The 23292-nt window shown below is 38.0% G+C and carries 25 protein-coding genes; 18 read left to right on the plus strand and 7 right to left on the minus strand.

Annotated features, from left to right (window positions below):
* Nucleotides 1-74 precede the first annotated feature (74 nt).
* Nucleotides 75-2579, minus strand: a complete 2505-nt coding sequence (locus tag BLQ87_RS09990) for a S9 family peptidase (protein ID WP_083361783.1) — start codon at nucleotides 2577-2579, stop codon at nucleotides 75-77.
* A gap of 352 nt (nucleotides 2580-2931) precedes the next feature.
* Here BLQ87_RS09990 and BLQ87_RS09995 point away from each other — a divergent pair, with 352 nt between their 5' ends.
* A complete protein-coding gene (locus BLQ87_RS09995; RefSeq protein ID WP_074606020.1) occupies nucleotides 2932-3822 on the plus strand; it encodes a polysaccharide deacetylase family protein in 891 nt (296 codons plus the stop codon).
* Between the two features lie 30 nt (nucleotides 3823-3852).
* On the plus strand, nucleotides 3853-4713 hold the full coding sequence (locus BLQ87_RS10000) for a polysaccharide deacetylase family protein (protein ID WP_074606022.1): 861 nt from the start codon (nucleotides 3853-3855) through the stop codon (nucleotides 4711-4713).
* Here BLQ87_RS10000 and BLQ87_RS10005 read toward each other — a convergent pair.
* The 3 genes from BLQ87_RS10005 to BLQ87_RS10015 form a co-directional block, all read right to left on the minus strand.
* Nucleotides 4706-5158, minus strand: coding sequence for a 3-oxoacyl-ACP synthase (locus BLQ87_RS10005; protein WP_074606024.1), 453 nt, complete (start codon nucleotides 5156-5158; stop codon nucleotides 4706-4708). The genes BLQ87_RS10000 and BLQ87_RS10005 overlap by 8 nt on opposite strands.
* Before the next feature lie 3 nt (nucleotides 5159-5161).
* A complete protein-coding gene (locus BLQ87_RS10010) occupies nucleotides 5162-5740 on the minus strand; it encodes a nitroreductase family protein (RefSeq protein WP_074606026.1) in 579 nt (192 codons plus the stop codon).
* Between the two features lie 70 nt (nucleotides 5741-5810).
* Nucleotides 5811-6404: a hypothetical protein gene (locus BLQ87_RS10015; protein ID WP_143010400.1), complete on the minus strand. Its 594-nt coding sequence runs from the start codon at nucleotides 6402-6404 to the stop codon at nucleotides 5811-5813.
* Between the two features lie 90 nt (nucleotides 6405-6494).
* On the opposite strand from BLQ87_RS10015, the gene BLQ87_RS10020 reads away from it, so the two are divergent.
* A complete protein-coding gene (locus BLQ87_RS10020) occupies nucleotides 6495-8117 on the plus strand; it encodes an ABC-F family ATP-binding cassette domain-containing protein (RefSeq protein WP_074606031.1) in 1623 nt (540 codons plus the stop codon).
* Nucleotides 8118-8253: 136 nt separating this feature from the next.
* On the opposite strand, the gene BLQ87_RS10025 is transcribed toward BLQ87_RS10020, so the two are convergent.
* Complete coding sequence (locus BLQ87_RS10025; protein ID WP_074606034.1) at nucleotides 8254-9504, minus strand: hypothetical protein; 1251 nt, start codon at nucleotides 9502-9504, stop codon at nucleotides 8254-8256.
* Between the two features lie 67 nt (nucleotides 9505-9571).
* Nucleotides 9572-10444, minus strand: coding sequence for a glycosyltransferase family 10 domain-containing protein (locus tag BLQ87_RS10030; protein ID WP_074606036.1), 873 nt, complete (start codon nucleotides 10442-10444; stop codon nucleotides 9572-9574).
* 146 nt (nucleotides 10445-10590) lie between these two features.
* Between BLQ87_RS10030 and BLQ87_RS10035 the strand changes: the two genes are divergently transcribed.
* From BLQ87_RS10035 to BLQ87_RS10050, 4 genes are all read left to right on the plus strand, one after another.
* Nucleotides 10591-11307 (plus strand): glycosyltransferase family 2 protein, encoded by a 717-nt coding sequence (locus BLQ87_RS10035; protein WP_074606038.1) that lies wholly within the window; start codon nucleotides 10591-10593, stop codon nucleotides 11305-11307.
* Nucleotides 11308-11364: 57 nt separating this feature from the next.
* Nucleotides 11365-12084, plus strand: coding sequence for a glycosyltransferase family 2 protein (locus tag BLQ87_RS10040; protein ID WP_172664759.1), 720 nt, complete (start codon nucleotides 11365-11367; stop codon nucleotides 12082-12084).
* Between the two features lie 140 nt (nucleotides 12085-12224).
* Entirely contained in the window at nucleotides 12225-12938 is a 714-nt protein-coding gene (locus tag BLQ87_RS10045; protein ID WP_074606042.1) for a glycosyltransferase family 2 protein, read from the plus strand.
* A 48-nt stretch (nucleotides 12939-12986) separates the two neighbouring features.
* Nucleotides 12987-13691: a glycosyltransferase family 2 protein gene (locus tag BLQ87_RS10050; protein ID WP_074606045.1), complete on the plus strand. Its 705-nt coding sequence runs from the start codon at nucleotides 12987-12989 to the stop codon at nucleotides 13689-13691.
* Nucleotides 13692-13731: 40 nt separating this feature from the next.
* On the opposite strand, the gene BLQ87_RS10055 is transcribed toward BLQ87_RS10050, so the two are convergent.
* Complete coding sequence (locus BLQ87_RS10055) at nucleotides 13732-14319, minus strand: hypothetical protein (RefSeq protein ID WP_143010401.1); 588 nt, start codon at nucleotides 14317-14319, stop codon at nucleotides 13732-13734.
* Nucleotides 14320-14496: 177 nt separating this feature from the next.
* Between BLQ87_RS10055 and BLQ87_RS10060 the strand changes: the two genes are divergently transcribed.
* The 11 genes from BLQ87_RS10060 to BLQ87_RS10115 all read left to right on the plus strand — a co-directional run bounded on the left by BLQ87_RS10060 (nucleotide 14497) and on the right by BLQ87_RS10115 (nucleotide 23180).
* Complete coding sequence (locus BLQ87_RS10060) at nucleotides 14497-15198, plus strand: glycosyltransferase family A protein (RefSeq protein WP_074606048.1); 702 nt, start codon at nucleotides 14497-14499, stop codon at nucleotides 15196-15198.
* A gap of 106 nt (nucleotides 15199-15304) precedes the next feature.
* The gene (locus BLQ87_RS10065) at nucleotides 15305-15970 is read left to right on the plus strand and encodes a glycosyltransferase family 2 protein (RefSeq protein WP_143010402.1); all 666 of its coding nucleotides are present in this window, start codon (nucleotides 15305-15307) and stop codon (nucleotides 15968-15970) included.
* On the plus strand, nucleotides 15967-16659 hold the full coding sequence (locus tag BLQ87_RS10070; protein WP_083361784.1) for a glycosyltransferase family 2 protein: 693 nt from the start codon (nucleotides 15967-15969) through the stop codon (nucleotides 16657-16659). The genes BLQ87_RS10065 and BLQ87_RS10070 overlap by 4 nt, the downstream gene beginning before the upstream one ends.
* A 10-nt stretch (nucleotides 16660-16669) precedes the next feature.
* Nucleotides 16670-16984 (plus strand): hypothetical protein, encoded by a 315-nt coding sequence (locus BLQ87_RS10075; RefSeq protein WP_074606054.1) that lies wholly within the window; start codon nucleotides 16670-16672, stop codon nucleotides 16982-16984.
* A gap of 52 nt (nucleotides 16985-17036) precedes the next feature.
* Nucleotides 17037-17288 (plus strand): hypothetical protein, encoded by a 252-nt coding sequence (locus tag BLQ87_RS10080; RefSeq protein ID WP_074606056.1) that lies wholly within the window; start codon nucleotides 17037-17039, stop codon nucleotides 17286-17288.
* Nucleotides 17289-17360: 72 nt separating this feature from the next.
* The gene (locus BLQ87_RS10085; protein ID WP_074606058.1) at nucleotides 17361-18059 is read left to right on the plus strand and encodes a glycosyltransferase family 2 protein; all 699 of its coding nucleotides are present in this window, start codon (nucleotides 17361-17363) and stop codon (nucleotides 18057-18059) included.
* 731 nt (nucleotides 18060-18790) lie between these two features.
* Nucleotides 18791-19042, plus strand: a complete 252-nt coding sequence (locus BLQ87_RS10095; protein ID WP_074606062.1) for a hypothetical protein — start codon at nucleotides 18791-18793, stop codon at nucleotides 19040-19042.
* 634 nt (nucleotides 19043-19676) lie between these two features.
* On the plus strand, nucleotides 19677-19928 hold the full coding sequence (locus tag BLQ87_RS10105) for a hypothetical protein (RefSeq protein ID WP_074606066.1): 252 nt from the start codon (nucleotides 19677-19679) through the stop codon (nucleotides 19926-19928).
* 633 nt (nucleotides 19929-20561) lie between these two features.
* A complete protein-coding gene (locus BLQ87_RS33490; RefSeq protein ID WP_143010403.1) occupies nucleotides 20562-20822 on the plus strand; it encodes a hypothetical protein in 261 nt (86 codons plus the stop codon).
* Between the two features lie 551 nt (nucleotides 20823-21373).
* The gene (locus BLQ87_RS10110) at nucleotides 21374-21964 is read left to right on the plus strand and encodes an RNA polymerase sigma-70 factor (protein ID WP_074606068.1); all 591 of its coding nucleotides are present in this window, start codon (nucleotides 21374-21376) and stop codon (nucleotides 21962-21964) included.
* A gap of 73 nt (nucleotides 21965-22037) precedes the next feature.
* A complete protein-coding gene (locus tag BLQ87_RS10115) occupies nucleotides 22038-23180 on the plus strand; it encodes a FecR family protein (RefSeq protein ID WP_074606070.1) in 1143 nt (380 codons plus the stop codon).
* The last annotated feature ends 112 nt before the right edge of the window (nucleotides 23181-23292 follow it).

Below are 23292 nucleotides of genomic sequence, written 5' to 3' on the forward strand. Positions count from 1 at the left end.
TGCTTTAAGGACATGCAAATCTTTCTTTCAAAAGATTTGAGGACGCAAAGCACATAGGCTATTTTAAAGTAAAATTATTTTTTCTGTTCTATTTCTCTTTCCATCTCCACTACATCTATCTGATCTGTTTGCGAGAAATCTCCAATCAGGTATTTATTGAAATGGTCTGCCAATTTCCAGAACGTATATTCGGTTAAATCGCCGAAACCATGACGTTGACCAGGAACGATTACAAATTCAAATCTTTTTCCTGCTTTCATCAGGGCATTTGCCACTCTGATGGTATTAGCAGGGTGTACGTTATTGTCGATATCACCTGTCATTAGCATCAAGTGTCCTTTCAGGTTTTTAGCCAGGTCAGGATTTTTGTCAATGCTATATTTAAAGGTCGTATCGCCCTTTGCGGAAATGATTTCTTTCACCCCGTGGTGTTTCTCACTCCACCAACGGTTATAAATGCTATTGTCATGGTTGCCTGCATTGGATACTGCTGCTTTAAAGAAATCAGGATAAACCAGCATCGCGGCAGTCGACATAAAGCCACCACCAGAATGTCCTGTAATCCCTACCCTGCTTGCATCGATAAAAGAATTTCTATCGGCCAATTGCTCAACCGCAGCTTTTTTATCTGCCAATCCATAATCACGCAGGTTTCCATAACCAAAGGTATGGTACCATTTGGACCTGGCAGGATTACCACCACGGTTACCTACTGTGATCACAATGTAACCAAACTGCGCCAGACGTTCTGTTCTGTCCATGCTTTTGCTGAAAGCTTTATTTACCGCTTCCGTTTGAGGACCTGGATAAACGTACTCGATGATCGGGTATTTCTTTTTGGGATCAAAATCAAATGGTTTGTACATTACGCCATAAATATCCGTGATGCCATCATCAGCTTTCACCTTAAACGGTTCAGGGAATTTATAACCTGTCGCCATTAACAGGGAAAGATCTGTCGTTTCCAGGTTCATTACCACTCTTCCATTGTTGTCCATCACCACTGCTTTAGGTGTTGTATTTACTCTGGAGAAGTTGTCTACAAAGAATTTCGCTTCGTCATTCATGCTAATTGCATGGTCAAAGTCGCCGGCGTTTAGCAATTTGATTCCGGAACCATCAAAGTTGATGCGGTATAAATGCACATAGTAAGGGTCTTCTTTACTTTCTCTGCCATTGGCAGTAAAATAAAGCACCCTGTTTTTCTCATCTACATTGACGATATCTTCACAATGGAAAGCACCTTTGGTAATTTGATTTTTCAGTTTTCCCGCAGCATCGAACAGGTAAAAATGTCCCCATCCGTCGCGTTCCGACCAGTGGATAATTTCTTTGCCATCATTTACCAATCCCGGCCGGTTCACTTCCACATAAGTGTTAAAGCGTTCATCAATTAGCGGAGTCACTGTTCCGGTATGGATATCTACCGTACAAACGTCTACTCTTTTCAAATCTCTGCTCGTTCTTGAGAAATAGATCTTGCTATTATTTCCCAGCCAGATGGAAGGTCTGAATTCGTTATCTCTGTCTTTATTTAGTGATGGAGCTCCCCATGCAGAAACACTCTGGTCTTTAAAAGCCGCGGTGTTTAGCTTTTTGTACGTTTTAGCGCTGAAGTCGAACAGCAACATTTCATCGATTGGTGCTTCCGGCTCACCAGGCATCTGGTATTTATAAGTTTCCAGTGTTGGTCTTCCAGCGCTGATGTTATTGATTACCCAAAGGTCTTTCACCTTTCGGCTATCCGATCTGTTTAATACAAAATACTTAGAATTCGGCGACCATAATACATAGGCCCGTCTTCTCTTTTTATTGTTCTTTTCGTTCTCTTCGTTGTTTTCGCCATCGCCATTGCTTCCATAAGAATAGAATTTCAATCCGTCTTTAGTCAATTGATTTTCTACAATTGTACTGTCTTCTTCGTTCTTAACGGCTTTTTTATAATTTGCCTTATCCATCCAATACAGGTTATAGTTCCTGGTAAAGATGATGGCTGAAGAATCTGGTGCTACGGAACCCCAGCTAGGTTTTGCTTTAGGCTTTTCGTAGTTAGACACTTCAGTTAGCTTGGCACTAGCCAATACATAATTGAAGAAATAGACCTTTTTCTGCATAGAATCAGCAGCTTTTTTATCTTTTCTATCTTTTTTAAGCTCATCAATGGAGCTTTTTACTTCGAAGGTTACCGCTTTTTCATCAGCGGAGAATTTCAGGTTTTCTAAAGGCAGGTGTTGCGCATCAAAAGGATCGCGAATAATCGTGGTGATTTCTGCTGCAAGTTTTGCATTATCAAAAATTTTCTTTTTGGTTTTCGCAGATGGATCTACAAGATACCATTCTTTTCCTGATGGCGTTTCATATTCATACCAAAAACGATTGCTCAGTTTCAGCCAGTGTGGATCTACTGCGGTGGAGTAAACCATTTTCTTAAGCTTTGCTGGTGAAAATCTCGATGCCAACTGGTAATTGGCTTTCGGTGCAGCTACTGTTGACTCTGTAATGGTGAAGGTTTTAGTTTGTGCCATCGCACTATACCCCATACAAAGCGACAATAATAGTGGTGTGTAAAGTTTCTTCATTTGTGCCTTTTAATAAACCGTCTAAATTATCGATTAACGACGGAATAGTAAATCCTTCTTTGTAATAAATGCGATAGTTTCCGCTGTTATGTTGTTCAGGCCCTCTTCAAATGTGCTAAAGATGCGTTATCGTATAATTGACCTTCCTTTGATCTTCGATAGGAGGTTGATAGGTTCATGATTGGTCTGACGGTCCTTTCAAAGGCCTTTCTTAAGTCAACAGAACGTCAGGTGAAGGTTATAGGAATACGCAAACATCCAAAACACATTGGAAAGACAAGGCAGATTATCCTTTACAAATTTAATGAGTAAATCAGGATTGATTTTTTAGTTTTGTATCAAATACTTATTTATGAAATACTCCTTCTTACCACTTTTCGCTGCGGCGGTAATTTTTACTGCAGGATGCCAGTCAAAATCACAAAGCAATGGCACCGACAAAAATACGAAAGATACGCTGACTACAACGACAGATGGCACAAATACTTCTGCTGCTGAGGAAGGTCAGGCATCTACCGGCGACATCTCGAAAATGAAAGTTGCTGATGCGAAAACCATACTTGCCCGCAAGCAGGTCCCTATATTATGTTATCATCAGGTACGCGACTGGAGGGCTAAAGACTCCAAAGGAGCCAAAGATTATATCATTCCTATTGCGACATTCAAAGATCACATGAAAATGCTGGCCGATAGTGGTTACCATACGATTCTTCCTGATCAGCTATATGATTATTTGAACAATGGTGCAAAATTGCCGAGCAAGCCGATCATGCTGACTTTTGACGACACCGACCTGGATCAGTTTACCATTGCCGCTCCGGAAATGAAAAAATATGGATTCAAAGGAGTATTCTTTGTGATGACCGTTTCTCTGGGCAGGCCAAACTACATGAGCAGAGATCAGGTAAAAGCGCTTTCTGATATGGGCCATGTAATCGGTTCTCATACCTGGGATCACCATAATGTTAAAAAATACCAGGGACAGGATTGGGTAACACAAATTGAAAAACCAACAAAGACTTTAGAAGAGATCACCGGAAAGAATATCCACCATTTCGCCTACCCTTTTGGATTGTGGAATCCGGAAGCCATTCCTGAGCTTAAAAAAAGAGGGATGAAATCGGCCTTTATCCTGGCGACCAAGCGTGATGAAAATAATCCTTTATTTACCATCAGAAGAATCATTGCCAGCGGTTACTGGAGTTCAAAAACATTAAGCAACAGCATTAAAAACAGCTTCTAAGTTGAGCATCTATCTACAGAAGATATTCCTATGAAAAGTACCTTATTAAAAGTGGCCGCTTTCTCGGCATTGAGCCTTTCCGCTTGTATTGGCAGTAGCCAGGCAGGTAAAGAAAATACTATCGCCACCGATGTTTCTGCATCAGCCAGTACAAATGTTGTTAAAGATAGTTTAAGTAGCAAGGCTGCTACCGCAGCAGAGGTAATCGCAAAAAAGGAAGTTCCTGTGCTTTGCTACCACCAGATCAGGGATTGGAAAGCCAGCGATTCCAAACGTGCCCATGATGACATCATTCCACCGGCAAATTTCAGTCAGCATATAAAAATGCTGGCGGATAGCGGTTACCATACCATTTTGCCGGATGAGTTGTATGATTACCTGAATTATGGAAAGAAACTTCCTGAAAAACCAATTATGATCACCTTTGATGATACGGACCTGGATCAGTATACTGTAGGTGCCAAAGAGTTAAAGAAACATGGTTTTAAAGGCGTTTTTTTCATCATGACCGTTTCTATCGGCAGGCCACGTTACATGAACAAGGCTCAGATTAAAGAGCTTTCTGATGAGGGACATGTGATCGCCAGTCATACCTGGAATCATAAGAATTTTGCTCAGTTTACAGATGAAGACTGGGAAATTCAGATTGATAAACCGACGAAAACTCTGGAAACCATTACCGGTAAAAAAGTGGAATATTTCGCTTATCCTTATGGAGTTTCAAAAGCGGAGAACCTTCACAAGCTTAAAGAACATGGCTTTAAGGCTGCTTTTATCTTGTCTACAAAACGGGATCCGAACTATCCTTTGTTTACGATCCGCCGTATTATAGATCCCGGAACCTATACAGCCCGAAATCTATATAACAGCATCAACAAAAGTTTTAAATAATATTATTGAGGAGATAATCTTTGCCATTGAAAGCAAAGGTATCTCCTTTTTGCTTTCCTATAAGTAGCTTACCAATCGGCGAGGCCGCAGAAATGGCGAAAATACTTTCTCCATCCAGATGTAGTTGTCCGGCGCTAATGCTGATGTAAAAAGCGCCCTGCGAAGTATAAGCCAGGTTTCCGTTCCTTACCCTGTCATTTTCCGGTGTGTCTTTAATCGCGTTTAAAAGCTGCAGGTTTTGCTGTGCATCCATCAACAGACTTTTGCTCCTGGAAATGTCCTGCGCCATCATCTCACGTGTGGTTTCAAACTTATCTCCGGCACTGCTCTTTGTATCGTCATTACTTGCTTCCCGCGACTGCTCCAAGGCCGTTTCGGCCGTCTGGATTCTTTGTTCGACAAAGCTCAAACAAAGGAGGTATAGTTTTTCTTTAATGTCCTGCATAAATTATGATTCTACCCATTTAACTTTATCTTCAATGGGTGTTCTTTTCGCTTCTCTTGGTGCCTCATTGTGGTATCCCATGTAGAAAAGTCCGAAACATTTCTCCTGATCACTAAGGTTTAAGAAACCCTTCAAATCTTCGATCATTCCCGGGGAACTCCAGTAAGCACCAATGTTTAAAGCTTCAGTAGTAAGCGCCATGTTCTGTACTGCACAGGCTAATGCAGCCAATTCTTCCCATTCAGGAACTTTATCCGTGTGTAATGCGGCGTTTAAGGTAATGATACAATTGGCCTGCGCTGCTTTCTCCAAAATGCTGTCGTATTTCTTTTGCAGGAACTGGTGCTCCGGCATCGTTGCCTTATACAATCTGGCCAGCTCTGCTCCCAGTTTCATTTTACCTTCATTTCTGAAGACCGTGAAACGCCAGGGCTCAGTTAATTTATGTGTAGGCGCATAATTGGCACTTTCCAGGATCTGCCTGATCAGTTCCACAGGAATCTCCTGTTTGGTATAGCTGACAGGGAAAATGCTGCGGCGACGTTTAATAATGCGACTTAATATATCTATTTCTTTTTCCATGGATCTTTCTTACGCTTGATGTAATTATTGTCATTGGCAAAATTAGCATTATCGCCTGCTCTTTTGTTTGCTAAAGGTCATTGTTTTCGACCTTTATTTTTTTGAGGGCCTTTCTGATCTGTTTTGCCCTTCCGAAAAAGGCAATACTTTCCAGATCTTCCAAATGAGTTATGGTTTGCAGCAATTCATCTTTGATCCAGGTATAACGCGGAGTCAGATTAGCCAAAGTCTGCATGGCATGAACTTTTGTCGCCACAAGTACTTTTTCATCAATCAACCAGCCGAAGAGCACATCAATAATTGGATCAAAATCAATTTTCTCCAGCTGTCCGGGGTGTAATCCTGTTGACTTCTTGCCCGTTAGGTAGGCAAGGATTTTACCGTAGTGGCGCATACAGCTCTGATTTTTCTGTTCCGGAAAACGGCTGAGCAGGTCGTCGAGGTGATCTCCGGCGCAATGGTGGTTCATAAAGATATATTCGAGCGTCCATGCTGCCCTGAATCCCACTTCTTTCTTTGGATGAAAAGTGAGGTCGATCAGGTCTTTTATCTGATCATACTGTTCCGGGCTTTCTAATTTACGATCGGCAATTCCGGTCAGGATTTGCACCATTCTCGCTTCCATAGAAGCATTCAATCTTGCTGTTAATTCGTCGCGTGTCAAGTCATTGAAATTTAAAGATCAAAACTAATAAATCCCGAGTCAAATCATTTTATAAATTATAACTACCTTTGCGGCTTATTTTTCAGCAATATGATTTCAGTTTCAAACTTATCCCTCCGTTACGGAAAACGTACTTTATTTGAAGATGTGAACCTAAAATTCACTCATGGCAACTGCTATGGGGTAATTGGGGCTAACGGCGCAGGTAAATCAACGTTCCTTAAAATTCTTTCAGGTGAAGTAAACCAGACTTCTGGTAGTGTGGCTTTTACTCCCGGCGAACGTATGGCGGTTTTAAAACAAAACCACTATGAGTTTGATGAATTTACGGTGATTGAAACAGTAATGATGGGTCACAAGGAATTGTACGACATCATGAAGGAGAAAGATGCCATTTATTTGAAAGAAGATTTCACAGATAAAGATGGTGAACGTGCGGGTGAGCTGGAAAACAGGTTTGCAGAAATGGACGGTTGGAACATGGAAAGCAATGCAGCAACCATGTTGAGCAACTTAGGTATCAAAGAAGAACACCACTATAAACAACTGAAAGAGTTAGACGGTAACCAGAAAGTACGTGTGTTATTGGCACAGGCTTTATTTGGTAACCCGGATATCCTTTTACTGGATGAGCCTACCAACGATTTGGACATTGATACCATTGCCTGGTTAGAAAACTTCCTTGCAGACTATCAAAGCATCGTATTGGTGGTATCTCACGATAGGCACTTTTTAGATGCAGTATGTACGCATATCGTTGATATTGACTTTAGCAAAATGAGCACTTACTCTGGTAACTATACCTTCTGGTATGAGTCAAGTCAGCTTGCTTTGAAACAACGCAGTGATCAGAATAAAAAACTGGAAGAGAAAGTTAAAGAGCTTCAGGAATTTATTCAGCGCTTTAGTGCGAATGCATCGAAATCTAAACAGGCAACTTCACGTAAGAAAGCTTTAGATAAAATCGATATTTCTGAGATTAAAGCTTCCAGCAGAAAATACCCTGCGATCTTGTTCAACAATCTGGGCAGAGAAGCGGGAGATCAGATCTTACAGATCGAGAATTTATCGAATAGTTTAAATGGAGAAGTGATGTTTAAGAACGTCAGCTTCATGGTAAATAAAGGTGATAAGATTGCTGTTCTTTCTCAGAATAGCCTTGCCACTACCGCATTCTATAATGTATTAACCGGTCGTGAGAAGAATTATACAGGAGAGTTTAAATTTGGGGTAACGATTAATGTGGCCGATATCCCGAATGACAACACGCCTTATTTTGAAGGAAAAGATGAGAATCTGGTAGATTGGTTGCGTGAATATTCAGGTACGGATCAGGATGAACAGTTTGTAAGAAGTTTCTTAGGAAGAATGTTGTTCTCTGGTGAAGAAGTATTGAAAAATGTGAAGGTTTTATCAGGTGGTGAGAAAATGCGTTGTATGTTCTCTCAGATGATGTTGAGACATGCGAACTTGTTGTTATTTGACGAGCCAACGAATCACCTGGATTTAGAGTCCATCACGGCGTTAAATAATGGATTGAAGGATTTCAAAGGGACAGCATTGTTTACTTCACGAGATCATGCGTTAACGGAGTCTGTGGCAACGAGAGTGATTGAGTTGACTCCTAAAGGAGTAATTGATAAGATGATGAGCTATGATGAGTACATTACAAGTGATGATGTTGCTCAATTAAGAGCAGAAATGTATAAATAAAATTAAGTTTTATTGAGTAAAAAAAGCGGCTATATTAGTACTAAAAACCCATTTTGGTTCAAATGAGTTTTTAGTACTTCGCTAATTCTAGCCTTTTTTACTGGTGCTAAAATCTCTTTTCTGAACATCTACAACATTAAATTGTAAAATAGAGCTCTTCCTTAATTATACGAGCTGCATGAGAAAAGCACATCTGCTTCCTTCTTTCATCTCCCAACTGACTGACTAACAAATACTCGTCGGGCGTAAACAACATATTCTCGGCTAGAACCTTAACACGGTCATTACCTATAAAAAATCTTTCTATTCCAGGATATTTTTTTTCGCTTACAACCAAATAGTATCTTTTAACAAAATTAGCTATTTGCATATAGCTCACTAACTTTACTAAAAGCGGCGCAATACTGTCTGCTAAATATAAGATAGCTGAGAGCTGAGTATCTTTTGTTTTATTTTTAAGAATTTCAAAGTGTTCACTCTTTAATATTGATGAGTAAAACATAAATTCTTTGTAAAATGGATCACTTGAGAACAAATCGTCTTCTATTGAACCTATTGAAATATGATGCTTACTTCTAAAATAGTTATTAAGCCAGGCACACATTATTGAGCTATAGTCAGGTTCCCCAAAATACCCGCTTGTTTGAAATCCACGATTAAATTCTGGATGGAATCCGGTAATATTTGCCTCAATCACATAATATTCACAAGTATTCGTTATTCCAATGTCCCATCCAACCAAAGTACCCTGCAAAATTGTATCAGGCATTTTTTCTAATACACCTTTAACAAACATCTCAGCGGAAATACTGTTCGAAAAACTCGAACCTTCTATTATAAAGGTCAGACCATGTATGATATCTCTGTTAAAGGTATGTATCCTAAATTCTTCGATAAGATTCAATCTCTTTTGCAAGATCCATTTTTCCTGAGGATCATATTCTTTTTGACAGAGATCGATAATATCATTCAATTCTGCTGTCCTATCAAAATTATTTGCTCTGCCTGATCCATCCCCTAAAGTTGATTTAATAAAAAAACCATTTTCGCATAATTCTCTAATCTTTTTAACTCCGTTATTTTCGGATAGAACTTGAGAAACGCTAAAAGTTTTAGCCATGCAATTAGGAGCATAGTGGTTTAAAATCTGATATTGCCAGTATTTATGTTCCAGCCTCCATCTGAACACATGATGCTCATTAACCTTTAGTTTGTTCAGAATAGCCCTAACCAGGAATGCTCCAATATTTCCAGATATCTCTGATAATAAAATTGGATCAGGCCATAGTTTGAATGTTTCATTTTCTAATTTCCGATCTATAGCCTGAGGGCTACAAGTATCAATTTCAAATATTATTTTTTTAAAAAAACGGTCGTTTATTTTCATAGGATTTATAAAATAACAGGCAATAAGTTAAAACCAAATGGATCGAAAATAACATCAGGATCGTGATCTAACTACGGATAGTCTTCACAATCTCTTTGATTAAACTATACAGGTTTCTTTGTTGAAAGTAACGGTTTTTATTACTATCCAAATCTTGTTTTGGAGCAGGAACCTTAATAATTTCTTTGATGTCATCAACAATTGTAGGGCTATCGAGATTGATAATCCGAAAATAATTTTTATTATAAACCTCGGCGACATTAGGAGCGCCACTGTAAATAGGAATGGTATTACACAGTGCACAATCGACAAATTTTTCAGTGATATAATTCTTCTCGTTAGAATTTTCTATGGCAATGGAATATTCGTAGGGCAATAGTGCCGTATGTTTAAATTCCACCATCCCCTTATACCTCTCATCAGAAATATTAAAGCCCTTTCCGTAAATATCAATATCCAGATCAGAGGCTAGTATTCTACGGACCAGGCGTAACCGTTTTGCATAATTGCCGACGTCCATTGCCAGAGAAGACACAATCATCGACAACTTTTTCGTTTTTTCAACCTCTTCATTCGCAAAAAAGAAAGACCGGTCAACGTGATCATGGTAGAACATATAAGAAGGAGCTTCAAAAATTTTTCTCCCCAGTTCCATCTCGTATAAATTCTCAAACAACTCATGATCATGAACAATCAGATAATCACTGTTTGTTAAAAACTGATTATTACGATGGATAGGACTCCAAGATGGTTCCTGAATAACAGCAATTACTTTTGCCGTATTGTTTATTTCCTGATTGGTTCTATTAAAAACCACGGCGATATCATAATCCTCCCCAATGGTAAATTGCAAGACCTGATCGTACACATCATAATTTGCCATAAACCTTTTTAAAAGATTCTCTGATCTGTCATAATTTGCAAAGAATTTAATTTTCATACCTAATACTTTTAAGTGATGACCTAAGATAAAGAGGAGTTCTCAACAGTATGAAATCCTACTCTATTTTGGGACATTTGACCCTGTCAAAGAGGGAGATTTACAAGTAATTTAGACCGTACAATCACCTGAAAAATCACAATATTATGAAAAGAGAAAATCCCCTGATCTCCTGCATTTGTATCACAAGCAACAGACCCCTCCTCATGCAAAGAGCTATTGCCTGTTTTGACAGCCAAGATTATCCAATGAAAGAGCTTGTGATCTCTTACCCGGAAAATGACTTACTTACCAAAGGCGTTCTTGATCAGATACAAGATCTTTCAAATATAAAAATGGTTAGAATTGAACGGTCTGAGAACGAAAAATTAGGAGTAGCAAGGAATTATGCCATTTCAGCTGCAAACGGGGAATTTGTCTGTGTATGGGACGATGACGATTGGCATCATCCTAATAGATTGTCACAACAGTATTCGGTAATTGAAAATGGCCCTTTCAAAGCCAGCATTCTAATGAATATACTGATGTATGATTCCGTTGATAAAGAAACTTACTATTCCGGTTACCGGGATTGGGAAGGAACCCTATTATGTGAGAAGGAAACAATGCTCAAGACCCGTTATCTGGAGCTGGAAAGAGGAGAAGACACTTCGGTTGTTTATTTCCTCTCGTCCAGAAATGTACTATTTCGAATTATAGAAATGGCCCATCTTTATGTCTATATCTACCACGGCAGTAATACATGGGGAGAAGGCCATTTTAACTCTTACTTTCTCCAAAGCAAGCTGCTGGAAGAAGACATTAACCAGCAGATTCAGGAAATGACTAATCTAAATTATTATACCATAAGACCTACGTTATAGTCATATCATTTTTAATAACGTAAAATTCGGCAGAAATTTCCATAAATGTTTTTTATCATGAGCAACAACGACCTCCCCCTAATATCATGTATCTGCATCACCAACAACAGACCTCAACTGCTTCAAAGAGCACTTTCCTGTTTTGGAACACAGGATTATCCAAGAAAAGAACTTGTCATTTCCTATCCTGAAGGTGATTTTCTAACAGAGAATCTGATTGATCAAATAAGCTTACTTTCCGCAATACAAATTGTTAAAATAGAACGCAAAAGAGAAGAAACATTAGGTTTGGCCAGGAATAGTGCAATACTTGCTGCAAACGGTAGATATATCTGCATATGGGATGATGACGATTGGCACCATCCCAATAGACTATCACAGCAGTTTTCGGTAATTGAAAATGGCCCTTTCAAAGCAAGTATACTCATGAATGTCCTCATGCATGATGTTAAAAACAAAGAAACTTATTATTCTGGTTACCGGGATTGGGAAGGAACATTACTATGTAAAAAACAAACGATTCTTAAAACTGGCTACCTTGATCTCGAAAAAGGAGAAGATACTTTTGTTCTTCATTATTTATTGTTTACAAATGTCTTATTCCGGATTATTGAAAAGCCAAACCTCTATGTCTATATCTACCACGGAAATAATACCTGGGGAGAAAACCATTTCAGATCTTATTTTTCCGAAGGAAAACGCATGAATGAAGCCGTAAATTCAGAGGTACTAAAAGCCATTGACCTAAGTGCACATACTTCTTTTTTTGGCGGTTAAAATCCATTTCATCAGACTGGGTTTACTATCTTCTTCTGCGACCGTAAAAATTCATTTTGAGTCATTTGGCCCTATTAGAAAGTTGAATTTACAGTTAGCTTAGAAACATAGAGTTAAGACAATACCTAACATTAAATTAAATGAACAAGCAGAACCCGTTAATTTCGTGCATTTGTATTACCAGAGAACGACCACTTTTTTTACAGCGGACTATTGCCTGCTTCATGCGACAAGAGTACCAGAACAGAGAACTGGTCATTTCTTACCCCGACAATGATTTGCCTACAAAAAATCTGCTAGATCATATGGAAAAAATATTCGCAAACAAATTCCTTAGAATAGAGCGCCCGGTCTTCGAGACCCTAGGAATGGCAAGAAATAAGGCCATTGAGCTGGCCAAAGGAGAATTTATCTGCATTTGGGATGACGATGATTTTCATAATTCACACCGGTTATCTCACCAATACAATGTCATCAAGGACGGGCCGTTTAAAGCCAGTATTTTGGCAAATGTATTAATTTATGATGCGGAAGGTAAAGAAACTTATTACTCTTGTCAACGGGGCTGGGAGGGTTCCTTACTCTGTGAGAAAGAAATTCTATTGAAAAAAAAATACCTCGATTCCAACAAGAATGAATGGAATGCACTTCTTTTCTTCCTATCGTCAGGAAATGTGCTATACTACATTACTGAAATGCCACATCTTTATGTATATGTATATCATAGCGATAATACAATGGCAAGCAGTTTATTTGAACATTTTTTATTGCAAAGTATACCGATTGAAGAAAACGATAACAAGAGCATTCAAAAGTCGATCAGTCTCGATCAATATCTAAAAACAGATCTTTAAAACTAAAAGAATAAAAGTTTATTGCCCTCATCAGTTTGCTATTTTGTTATGAACAAACAACTCCCACTGGTTTCCTGCATTTGTATTACGAACAACCGCCCCTTATTGCTCCAAAGAGCTCTTGCTTGCTTTGAAACCCAAGAGTATCCAAATAAAGAATTGGTCATTTCATACCCGGAAAATGATTCAGTTTCCAGAATTCTCATTAACCAGATCAGTACCATTTCAGATATAAATATTGTTCGGTTAGAACGTGCGGCGACTGAAAAACTGGGTACTGCCAGAAATAAAGCTGTTGTGGCCGCCAACGGTGATTTTATCTGCGTCTGGGATGATGATGATTGGTATAGTAACAACAGAATTAGTCATCAATACCAAGTAATTAAAAACAGTCCTTTTAAAGCAAGTGTTTGCACAAATATTATCATTCTACACTTCAAAGATAAAAAAATCTGTTATTCAGGCTCAAAACTTTGGGAAGGGACTTTGTTCTGTGACAGAGCAGTTTTAATCAGATATCCTTATCTGGATAAAGAAAAAGGAGAAGCTGAGACCCTTATTTATCAGTTAGCAGCTAACAATAATCTTTTTCCGATCATCAATGACCCCTATCTCTACGTACATATTTTTCATGGAGAAAACTGTTTAGAAGAAAATTATTTCAACATCCATCTCTACAATAGTCTTGCCCTTGAAGAAAGTACTCAAAAAGATATAGAGGAATTGACAAGCCTCGATAACTATGTTCTTTAGCCTCTTTATTAATCAGGTCAATTTAAAAAACAAAAAACCATCACACAATTCCAAATTCAGATAATCCAATCAATACTTCGATCTCTCCATTATCACTGATCTTCAGTTTTTCAATGAATTCCAGATGGTATAGACTAATCAGTCGCCCATTTCCTTCTAAAATGGTATAAGGACCATCTATTCCTTTCGCTAGCAAAGTAATTCCTGAAAACTGTACCTCCTGCCTCCTCTTCTTCATTGCATTGATAATCCCATTAATTCTGGGATTCAAATCTGGTCTTTTTACTACAATAGTTGCAGCATAAGCCAAACGAAAAGTATTATTGGTAATTCTGGCCAGATCTGCCACCGGTAAAGTATTCAGCTTATTAAATTCAAATTTATTTACCTCCAGAACCGCTCTATACCATACCGTATCTTTAGGAATAAAATCAATCAAAGACCAATGATGGCTTTTCAAAACCTGCTCGATCCCTTCCTTTTCTAAAAGAGGAGCCTTAGAGTTAAGTAAATCCAAGGCCTTGTTTGCAGTCGCTTTATTTTCAGGATTCAACAATTCCACATAAACCTCCCCTATAGCCCATAACCGAAGCATCTCATGTCTACTAACCATTTCTATCAATCTCATTATTAATAATTTAAATCTAAACACAAAAAACATTTGGAATCAACGTCATATAACCAAATTAACAAAACGATTATCCAATTAAAATCTTCAGACAATTATGGGTCATTTGACCCTATAATGAATATGGGTTTAGCGGTAAATTAGGTAGTAAATCCCCTATTGACAAAAAGCCCAGCTATGAATTATAAGCATCCATTAATCTCTTGTATCTGCATTACCGACAATCGGCCCTTAGTATTACAGCGTTCGATCATCTGTTTCGCCAGACAGGATTACCCCAATACAGAATTGATTATTTCTTATCCGGAAGGAGATCTACTTAGCAAAACCATCATAGAACAAATGATTTCTGTTTCTACGATAAAAATCATCAGTATCGTCAGGCCACGATACGAAAGCTTATGCCTGACAAAAAATAGCGTCATTGAACATTGTAGCGGTGATTATATCTGTTTTTGGAATGAGGAGCACTGGCATCATATCAACAGGCTGTCTGATCAATACATCGTTATTAAAGACGGTCCTTTCAAAGCCAGTATACTTATGCATATTTTATTATATGATTTCAACAGTCAGAAAACATATTATTCGGCCTATTGGAACTGGCAGGAAACACTCTTCTGCGAAAAAAAAATATTACTGGAAGCTACTTACATGGATATAGAAAGAGATGATGATGGTCCCATCATTCATTTTCTTTCTTCTAAGAATGTTTTATATCATATTACAGAAACCCCACATCTTTACATCTATATAGGTTATGCAGCCAATGGCCTGGAGCAGAAACGCTTTCATTCCTACTGTCAGGAGGCTGATATGATAGACGATATCAATCAAACCGTACAGGAAGTAATTCATCTTGAAAACTATTTAAATTAGATAATTATGGGACATTTGACCCTATTGTCAAGGATATATTTTGTATAATTTTATCGTTGATCGTAAGGTCATAACTAAAGGTAAAAACACATTAAATTATCCCCAGATGATGGAACAACCTCTTGTATCTTGTATTATGCCCACAGCAAACCGGCAAAAATATGTCCCGCTTGCTATCCAGTATTTCCTTGGGCAGGATTACTCAAATGCGGAATTGATTATTATCGATGACGGCCTAAGATCTGTTGCAGATCTCATCCCTGATGATTCTAAAATCCGCTATTTTTATTCAGAACCTCTGGGAAGCGTTGGTGTAAAACGCAACAATGCCTGTGAAAAAGCAAAAGGAGAAATCATAATGCACTGGGACGACGACGACTGGTATGCACCAGACTGGATCAGTAGACAAGTGAATGCTTTATTAACTTCCGGAGCAGATATCACCGGTCTAAACAAAGTTCTGTTCTACTCTCCTTCGGTTGAAAAGCGTTGGCTTTATGAAGATACTGATAACGAGCAACCCTGGATATGTGGGGCGACAATGGCCTTCAGGAAGTCATTCTGGGAACAACATCCGTTTATTGATATTCAGGTTGGCGAAGATTATGACTTTGTCTGGAATACAGGTGCAAAAACATTTGCTTTAGATTACACCGAAGGTTTTGTAGCCATTCTTCATGCCCATAATACGAGTATTAAACCCGTTGAAGAAATCCGGCATAAAAAAACCGGAACCACCTGGAAAACACCTTCCCAAAATCCAGCACCATGAGTAATCCCTATGTATCCTGCATTATGCCAACAGCGAACAGATCAAAGTTCATCCCCATTGCTATTGAATGCTTTCTAAGTCAGAGTTACAAGGATGCTGAACTGGTAATAGTAGACGACGGAAGACAATCTGTAAAAAATCTCATACCTGATCATCACCGCATCCGCTACTTCTACAGCGAGCCCATCGGAAGTATTGGTGTCAAGAGAAATTATGCTTGTGAACTTGCAAAAGGCGAAATTATTATGCACTGGGATGATGATGACTGGTATGCACCAGATTGGATAGTACATCAACTCAAAGCTATTGAAGAATCAAAAGCAGACATATGCGGGTTAAACTCCATTGTTTTCTTTTCCCCACTTGTTGGAAAATTCTGGAAGTATACAGACACTGAAGGAGAACATCCCTGGCTGTCCGGAGCAACGATGGTATATCGTAAAAATTTCTGGCAGGAACATCCATTTAAAGATCTTCAAATTGGAGAAGATTATGATTATATCTGGAATACCGGAGCCACTATTTTTGCTCATGATTATACAGATGGTTTTATTGCCACGCTGCATGCAACGAATACCACACTCAAGCCTTTTGAAGATCCTAGACATAAGAAACACGCCATACAATGGATGAATGTACGCTATGAGGGGAAAGCCGAAAACCCAAAACAGAGTAGGCCTGAAAACTAATACTTATTATATGCCATGGTATCAATTTATTAATAACGAACTAGACATCTGCAACCCTAACAGTTACAGAATATTGGAACAAGCACCTGCTTCCGTGGACGGTCCTTACTTATGTGCAATCTTTGCAGATGAAATTCCCAATGATCCGGAACGAAAACCAGATCTGGAAGGTACCCCCGGGTTGCTTTTTTATATTATCCGTTCTCTCGCAAAGGGCAAAGGACAACCTGTTTCAATTTTCCCCCCTGTCCCCCTGGAGGTAAGGATGTCTACATCCCCCGCATCAGGAAGCATAGAAGATTATTCGGCTAACCAGTCGGTTTAGCTACAGAATAAAATCAGAGGATTTGTTTCTTAAATTTTAAAATAAAAACATTATGAGTAGATCATGGTATGCATATATGGGGTTAGGAGACCCTCTATTATGCTCAGGTTATGTAAAAGTTACCGTTAAACACAATTGCATCTGTGGTGAAAAAATATGCGCTATATATGCCGCAGGAGAAGGTTTCAGACCAACAGAACCATTCTCAGAAAATATGCAGCAGTACATTAAAAAAGCTTTAGCTACTGGTAGGATTCAACCTGAAAGACCCTTTGGCTCAAAGAAATATGTATACCTCAGATAATAAATCAACTGGATGAATTTATAAAGCAGGTATTCCAGACAGCTGAAGAATTACACTTTTAAAATCGTAATTATGACAATTAATTATCCTTTGATCTCTTGTATTTGTGTAACTAACAATAGGCCTCAGCTATTGCAAAATGCGATAGATTGTTTTGAATCTCAAAATTACCCGAATAAAGAACTGGTGATTTCTTATCCGAAAAAAGACACTTTAACAAAAAAAGTAATCGAAAGTCATCAAAATTCTAATTTGAGAATTTTACCGATAGAAAGAGAAGATACAGAATCTCTTGGAAACGCCAGAAATCAAGCTATTGTAAAATGCAAAGGCGAATACGTATGTACTTGGGATGACGATGACTGGTACCACTCAAGCCGACTATCTTTTCAATTTAACAGTACGCAAGAAAAAGGTCAGGGCTACCAGGCAAGTATATTAACCCGTATCTTACTCTATGATACCACGACAAAACAAGTATACCTCTCCTTCCCATATCCATGGGAAGGAACCATCCTTTGCAGAAAGGTGATTTTATTGCAGAACCAATATAAAAACAGCAACATTGCCGAAGATTCGCACGTGGTTCGTTTTCTTTCCTCCAGAAACCTATTATTTAAAATTGAGCATGTTCCTTTCCTTTATGTATACATCTACCATGGGAATAACACCTGGAACTATAAACATTTCGAAGCCTTTCTCTCAAAGAGCGAATTGATTACAGGAGCAGACAGTGAACATATCCTTGGGCTACTGGAGTATTTAAATTAGTTTTTTTCGGTTTTCATTTTCATTCGCCCACAAGATATATAAATCTCAATATGAGACATTTGACCCTCAAAAACATAAAGACTTATCCGTAATTTAGGAATATAGATTATTGGAAACAATTCTTCCGGGGAGTGCTGAAAACCCTAAAAAGAGTAAGCATAAATAAAAGTTTTTATTGCTTTTTGATTTATAAAAGCATGAGATATTATGGCAAATTGGTATACATATGTTTATGGCGATCCACAAAAAGCAGGTAGTTATTTTTACTCAGTAGCAAAGCCTGTTTGTACAACAGGTGTAAAAGTATGTGCAGTTCTTTTAGATGACACCAGTACGACTGTTCCAGCTCAAGTCAATCTTGATCCACTACTTCCTCATATTTCCAACGGACTAATGACCCTAATACCACAGCCTACGGGACTAGGTGTACAGCGCCTGGTCTATCTAAAATGCAATTGTTGAAATTAGGAAATCTTAATTCACCATTCATATAATCAATTGAAATTGAGCCATATGACCCTATAAAAAAAAAAAAGAAATTCATTAGTAATTTAGTACTAGTAATTATAAACGTAATAGATAAAATAAAAACCTGAATAAAGCAAATTAAGGTTGAGTTTATAGTACAACCTGCTCAATACAGGTACCAAGGGGCAAGCTGAAAACCCTGAACAGAGTAAGCATAAATGAAAGTTTTTGTTGTTTTTTGATTCATAAAAGCATCTTATATTATGGCTAAATGGTATGCCTATTCAGGCAACGGAGATCCATTTCTCTCACCGAACTACAGAGCGACCACAGTAAAACCTATTTGTACTACAGGTGAGGAAATCTGTGCAATCTATCTTTCTGACAATGATGAAATCCCAGCTCAGTTTGATGGAATGACCACCTACATTGCGAATGCACTTGTAACACTAGTCCCTCAACCAACAGGCGTGGGTGTGAGACGCTTTGTTTATTTAAGAGCTCCTATTTCTTAAATAAGTTCAATATAAAATTCCGGGGCAATTCATATCGCCCTGGCGTTCTATAAAAATCACACTGACTGTCTCAGCATTTAAAGTTGGTAGCTTTTGAAACAGAAATTGAGGGGCAAGCTGAAAACCCTGAACAGAGTAAGCACAAATGAAAGTTTTTGTTGTTTTTTGATTCATAAAAGCATCCTATATTATGGCTAAATGGTATGCCTATTCAGGCAACGGAGATCCATTTCTCTCACCAAACTACAGAGCGACTACAGTAAAGCCTGTTTGTACTACCGGTGAGGAAATCTGTGCGATCTATCTTTCTGACAATGATGAAATCCCAGCTCAGTTTGATGGGATGACTACCTACATTGCGAATGCACTTGTAACACTAGTCCCTCAACCAACAGGCGTGGGTGTGAGACGCTTTGTTTATTTAAGAGCTCCTATTTCTTAAATAAGTTCAATATGAAACTCCAGGGCAATTCATATCGCCCTGGAGTTTTATAAAAAATCACATTGACTGTCTCAGCATTTAAAGTTGATGATTCTTAAAAAAAGAGATTGAGGGGAAAGCTGAAAACCCTGAACAGAGTAAGCATAAATGAAAGTTTTTGTTGTTTTTTGATTCATAAAAGCATCCTATATTATGGCTAAATGGTATGCCTATTCAGGCAACGGAGATCCATTTCTCTCCCCGAACTACAGAGCGACTACAGTAAAACCTGTTTGTACTACAGGTGAAGAAATCTGTGCAATCTATCTTGCAGACAATGATGAAATCCCATCTCAGTTTGATGGAATGACCACCTACATTGCGAATGCACTTGTAACACTAGTCCCTCAACCAACAGGCGTGGGTGTGAGACGCTTTGTTTATTTAAGAGCTCCTATTTCTTAAATAAGTTCAATATGAAACTCCAGGGCAATTCATATCGCCCTGGAGTTTTATAAAAATAACATTGACTGTCTCAGCATTTAAAGTTGATGATTCTTAAAAAAAGAGATTGAGGGGATAGCTGAAAACCTTAAACAGAGTAAGCATAAATGAAAGTTTTTGTTGTTTTTTGATTTATAAAAACACCCTGCACTATGGCCAATTGGTACGTATATTCGGGTTGGGGAGATCCATTTCTCTCACCGAATTACAGATTAGTTACGACAAAACCTGCTTGTACTGTAGGTTCACAAATTTGCTGTATCTATCTTAATTCAAATGATGTCATTCCACCCCAATTTAATGGAACTGATAATATGGTTACTTATATTGCCAATGCACTTTTAACACAGGTACCTCAACCAACTGGTGTTGGTGTGAAACGATTTGTTTATTTGAGAGGTCCTGTTTCCTAAACAGATTTATTGTGCGTTCTGATCGACGAATTCTACTGGGAAATTGCATAAAAAAATTGTATCTGCGCTTAAAGTTGGTGCTTTTAAAAACCGAGATTGAGGGGAAAGCTGAAAACCCTGAACAGAGTAAGCATAAATGAAAGTTTTTGTTGTTTTTTGATTCATAAAAGCACCTTACCTTATGGCAAATTGGTACGTATACTCGGGTTGGGGAGATCCGTTTCTCTCGCCGAATTACAGATTGATTCTGATAAAGCCTACTTGTACTTCAGGTTCAGAAATTTGTTGTATCTATCTTAATTCAAATGATGTCATTCCACCCCAATTTAATGGAACAGATAATATGGTTACTTATATTGCCCATGCTCTTGCAACACAAATACCTCAACCAACTGGTGTTGGTGTGAAACGTTTTGTTTACTTAAGAGATCCTGTTTCCTAAACAGATTTAATTTGAAGTTTCCGATCGACAAACTTTACAGGGAAATAGCAAAAAAAATTACGCTCACTCTATCGACATTTAAACCTGGCAGATTTTGAACAAAAAAAAGTAACAAAATTTTAAATAAACAACAGTACAAATAAGGAGTAAAGGAAACATCGAAAATCATGAATAAAGTAAGTGTAAATGAAAGTTTTCGCAGTTGTTCCCCCCTTCCCAGTTTGATGGGATAACAATCTTACATGGTGAATACACTTGTTCCCCAAACACCCCAACCTTCCAGGGGAGGGTGATACGCTTTGTTTATTTAAAGGGACTTATTTAGTAGAACACAACAAGTGTTTAACATTCACAGTAAAGCAACCCAACTCATCATAACCACAATAACAAAGGAGTTGGGTTTCTTTATTCAATTATTATAGCGCTAATTTCAATTCATTCCCAAAATATAATCCTTTAGTAATATGTTTTGGCATACCATCTTTTGAAAAAACAACCACAATAATGATGATAATACGTAACTTCATCAAACATATAAATATAATACTACCATGTATTCAGACAGGTTTGCTTATCATTCATTGACTGATTTTGAATTGACTAAATTGCTAATCTCAGGAGACAGTGATGCATTCATCGAAATCTATAATCGTTTTCAAGCGCTAATGTATGTATATGCATGTAAAATAACGATGGATAAAGAAGAAGCGGAGGATATTGTCCAGGAAGTTTTTATTTACTTATGGGACAAAAGAACAACCGTAATTTTAAGATCAAGCCTATCTTCTTACTTATACAGTGCAGTTAGATATAAGTTCTTTAACCTGCTTGATCACCAAAAAGTAAGAAAAGATTACAGGCTGTCTTTTCAAAACTTTCTTGATCAGGGAGAATACATCACGGACAATTACATCAGAGAAAAAGAGTTTAGCCAGCTCATAGAAAAAGAAATCGCAGCATTGCCGGATAAAATGCGAGAGATATTTGAATTGAGCAGGAAACAAAATTTGTCTCGAAAAGAGATCTCTGAAAAGTTAAACGTTTCTGAAAAGACCGTTAAAAACCAAATCAACAATGCTTTAAAGATACTTAGGGGAAAGCTGGGCTTCTTTCCTTTCCTGTTGCTACTAATTAATAAATAATTTTTTCATTTTCATCTGGGCCTAAAACACTTTACAACTTACATGTATTTGTATTGAAGTTTTAAACTAAAAGATGACCAAGAAAGACCTTCCTGAAGAGCTCATTCATAAATATCTACAAGAATCCTGTTCCGAGGAGGAGCTTGCTATAGTAGAGAGCTGGCATATCCATGACCTATCGAAAAGCACTTATCTTCCCTCAAAAGAAAACATAGCTATTGTAAGTACCAGAATGGCACATAAACTTACCACTTATGTGCAAGCTGGGAATAAAACGCAACAGACAATCAGACTATGGCAACGTGTTGCACTTACAGCTTCTATCCTTTTGATTGTTTCCTCCGTTGCTTTCTTATATACAGGGAACCCGGAATCCACTTCGGTAAGTGTCCAAAGAAAATCAACACTTCATGACATTCTACCGGGTGGTTATAAAGCTATTCTAACACTTTATAATGGAAATAAAGTCAGACTCAACAGCAAGATCAACGAAGGAATCATCCGGGAAAAAAATGTGAATATCCGCATAGAATCAGGGCAGAAAATTGTCTACCAAAGCGAAGAATCTAAAGGAACTCAACTTCTAAACAGCCTGGAAACTCCACGTGGCGGCCAATATCAACTAATCTTACCAGATGGGACTAAAGTATGGCTGAACGCTTCCAGTACATTGACTTACCCTACTGCTTTTACAAGTAAAGAGCGACTAGTTAAATTAATTGGTGAAGCGTTTTTTGAGGTATCGAAGGATTCTAACAGGCCTTTTAAAGTGCAGAGTAAAGATCAGGTGGTGGAAGTATTGGGAACTCATTTTAACATATCAGCGTATCCGGAAGAACGTCAAACACTAACAACATTATTAGAGGGGAAAATTAAAATCCGTAAACATAATATCAACAAAACCCTAAATCCCGGACAAGGGGCTCTCATCACAGAAGGTGACAACGATATTTTAATTACCCAGGCTGACATAGAAAAAAACATGGCCTGGAAAAACAATGAGTTCATATTTAACGGTGAAAACCTGAGAAGCATTATGCGATCGATAGCAAGATGGTACGACGTTGATATTATTTATAAGAATTACTCAGATGACACCAAATACTGGGGAACAGTTTCCCGTTCGAAAAATATCTCGGCCGTATTAAGGATGTTGGAATCTACAGGGAAAATTAAATTTCACATAGAAGGAAGGAGGATTATAGCTATGAATTAACTTATACATCATACAATGTCCAAAAAAAGCCGAAAGTGCAGGAACACCTTCGGCAAAAATAAGGATCGAATTATCAAGTAAAAAACTTAACAACCATTGCAGGGTACGAAAA

The organism is Pedobacter steynii, from assembly GCF_900103665.1.
GTDB classification, from domain to species: domain Bacteria; phylum Bacteroidota; class Bacteroidia; order Sphingobacteriales; family Sphingobacteriaceae; genus Pedobacter; species Pedobacter steynii.

Bases quoted from the DNA above. Each gene is read 5' to 3' on its own strand.
- BLQ87_RS10115 (WP_074606070.1), top strand. From the start codon at position 22,038: ATGACCAAGAAAGACCTTCCTGAAGAGCTCATTCATAAATATCTACAA.
- BLQ87_RS10040 (WP_172664759.1), top strand. From the start codon at position 11,365: ATGAGCAACAACGACCTCCCCCTAATATCATGTATCTGCATCACCAAC.
- BLQ87_RS10000 (WP_074606022.1), top strand. From the start codon at position 3,853: ATGAAAAGTACCTTATTAAAAGTGGCCGCTTTCTCGGCATTGAGCCTT.
- BLQ87_RS10105 (WP_074606066.1), top strand. From the start codon at position 19,677: ATGGCTAAATGGTATGCCTATTCAGGCAACGGAGATCCATTTCTCTCC.
- BLQ87_RS10030 (WP_074606036.1), bottom strand. From the start codon at position 10,444: ATGAAAATTAAATTCTTTGCAAATTATGACAGATCAGAGAATCTTTTA.
- BLQ87_RS10005 (WP_074606024.1), bottom strand. From the start codon at position 5,158: ATGCAGGACATTAAAGAAAAACTATACCTCCTTTGTTTGAGCTTTGTC.
- BLQ87_RS09990 (WP_083361783.1), bottom strand. From the start codon at position 2,579: ATGAAGAAACTTTACACACCACTATTATTGTCGCTTTGTATGGGGTAT.
- BLQ87_RS10045 (WP_074606042.1), top strand. From the start codon at position 12,225: ATGAACAAGCAGAACCCGTTAATTTCGTGCATTTGTATTACCAGAGAA.
- BLQ87_RS10075 (WP_074606054.1), top strand. From the start codon at position 16,670: ATGCCATGGTATCAATTTATTAATAACGAACTAGACATCTGCAACCCT.
- BLQ87_RS10110 (WP_074606068.1), top strand. From the start codon at position 21,374: ATGTATTCAGACAGGTTTGCTTATCATTCATTGACTGATTTTGAATTG.
- BLQ87_RS10035 (WP_074606038.1), top strand. From the start codon at position 10,591: ATGAAAAGAGAAAATCCCCTGATCTCCTGCATTTGTATCACAAGCAAC.
- BLQ87_RS10025 (WP_074606034.1), bottom strand. From the start codon at position 9,504: ATGAAAATAAACGACCGTTTTTTTAAAAAAATAATATTTGAAATTGAT.
- BLQ87_RS10070 (WP_083361784.1), top strand. From the start codon at position 15,967: ATGAGTAATCCCTATGTATCCTGCATTATGCCAACAGCGAACAGATCA.
- BLQ87_RS10060 (WP_074606048.1), top strand. From the start codon at position 14,497: ATGAATTATAAGCATCCATTAATCTCTTGTATCTGCATTACCGACAAT.
- BLQ87_RS10020 (WP_074606031.1), top strand. From the start codon at position 6,495: ATGATTTCAGTTTCAAACTTATCCCTCCGTTACGGAAAACGTACTTTA.
- BLQ87_RS10055 (WP_143010401.1), bottom strand. From the start codon at position 14,319: ATGAGATTGATAGAAATGGTTAGTAGACATGAGATGCTTCGGTTATGG.
- BLQ87_RS10010 (WP_074606026.1), bottom strand. From the start codon at position 5,740: ATGGAAAAAGAAATAGATATATTAAGTCGCATTATTAAACGTCGCCGC.
- BLQ87_RS10050 (WP_074606045.1), top strand. From the start codon at position 12,987: ATGAACAAACAACTCCCACTGGTTTCCTGCATTTGTATTACGAACAAC.
- BLQ87_RS09995 (WP_074606020.1), top strand. From the start codon at position 2,932: ATGAAATACTCCTTCTTACCACTTTTCGCTGCGGCGGTAATTTTTACT.
- BLQ87_RS10085 (WP_074606058.1), top strand. From the start codon at position 17,361: ATGACAATTAATTATCCTTTGATCTCTTGTATTTGTGTAACTAACAAT.
- BLQ87_RS10095 (WP_074606062.1), top strand. From the start codon at position 18,791: ATGGCTAAATGGTATGCCTATTCAGGCAACGGAGATCCATTTCTCTCA.
- BLQ87_RS33490 (WP_143010403.1), top strand. From the start codon at position 20,562: ATGGCAAATTGGTACGTATACTCGGGTTGGGGAGATCCGTTTCTCTCG.
- BLQ87_RS10065 (WP_143010402.1), top strand. From the start codon at position 15,305: ATGATGGAACAACCTCTTGTATCTTGTATTATGCCCACAGCAAACCGG.
- BLQ87_RS10080 (WP_074606056.1), top strand. From the start codon at position 17,037: ATGAGTAGATCATGGTATGCATATATGGGGTTAGGAGACCCTCTATTA.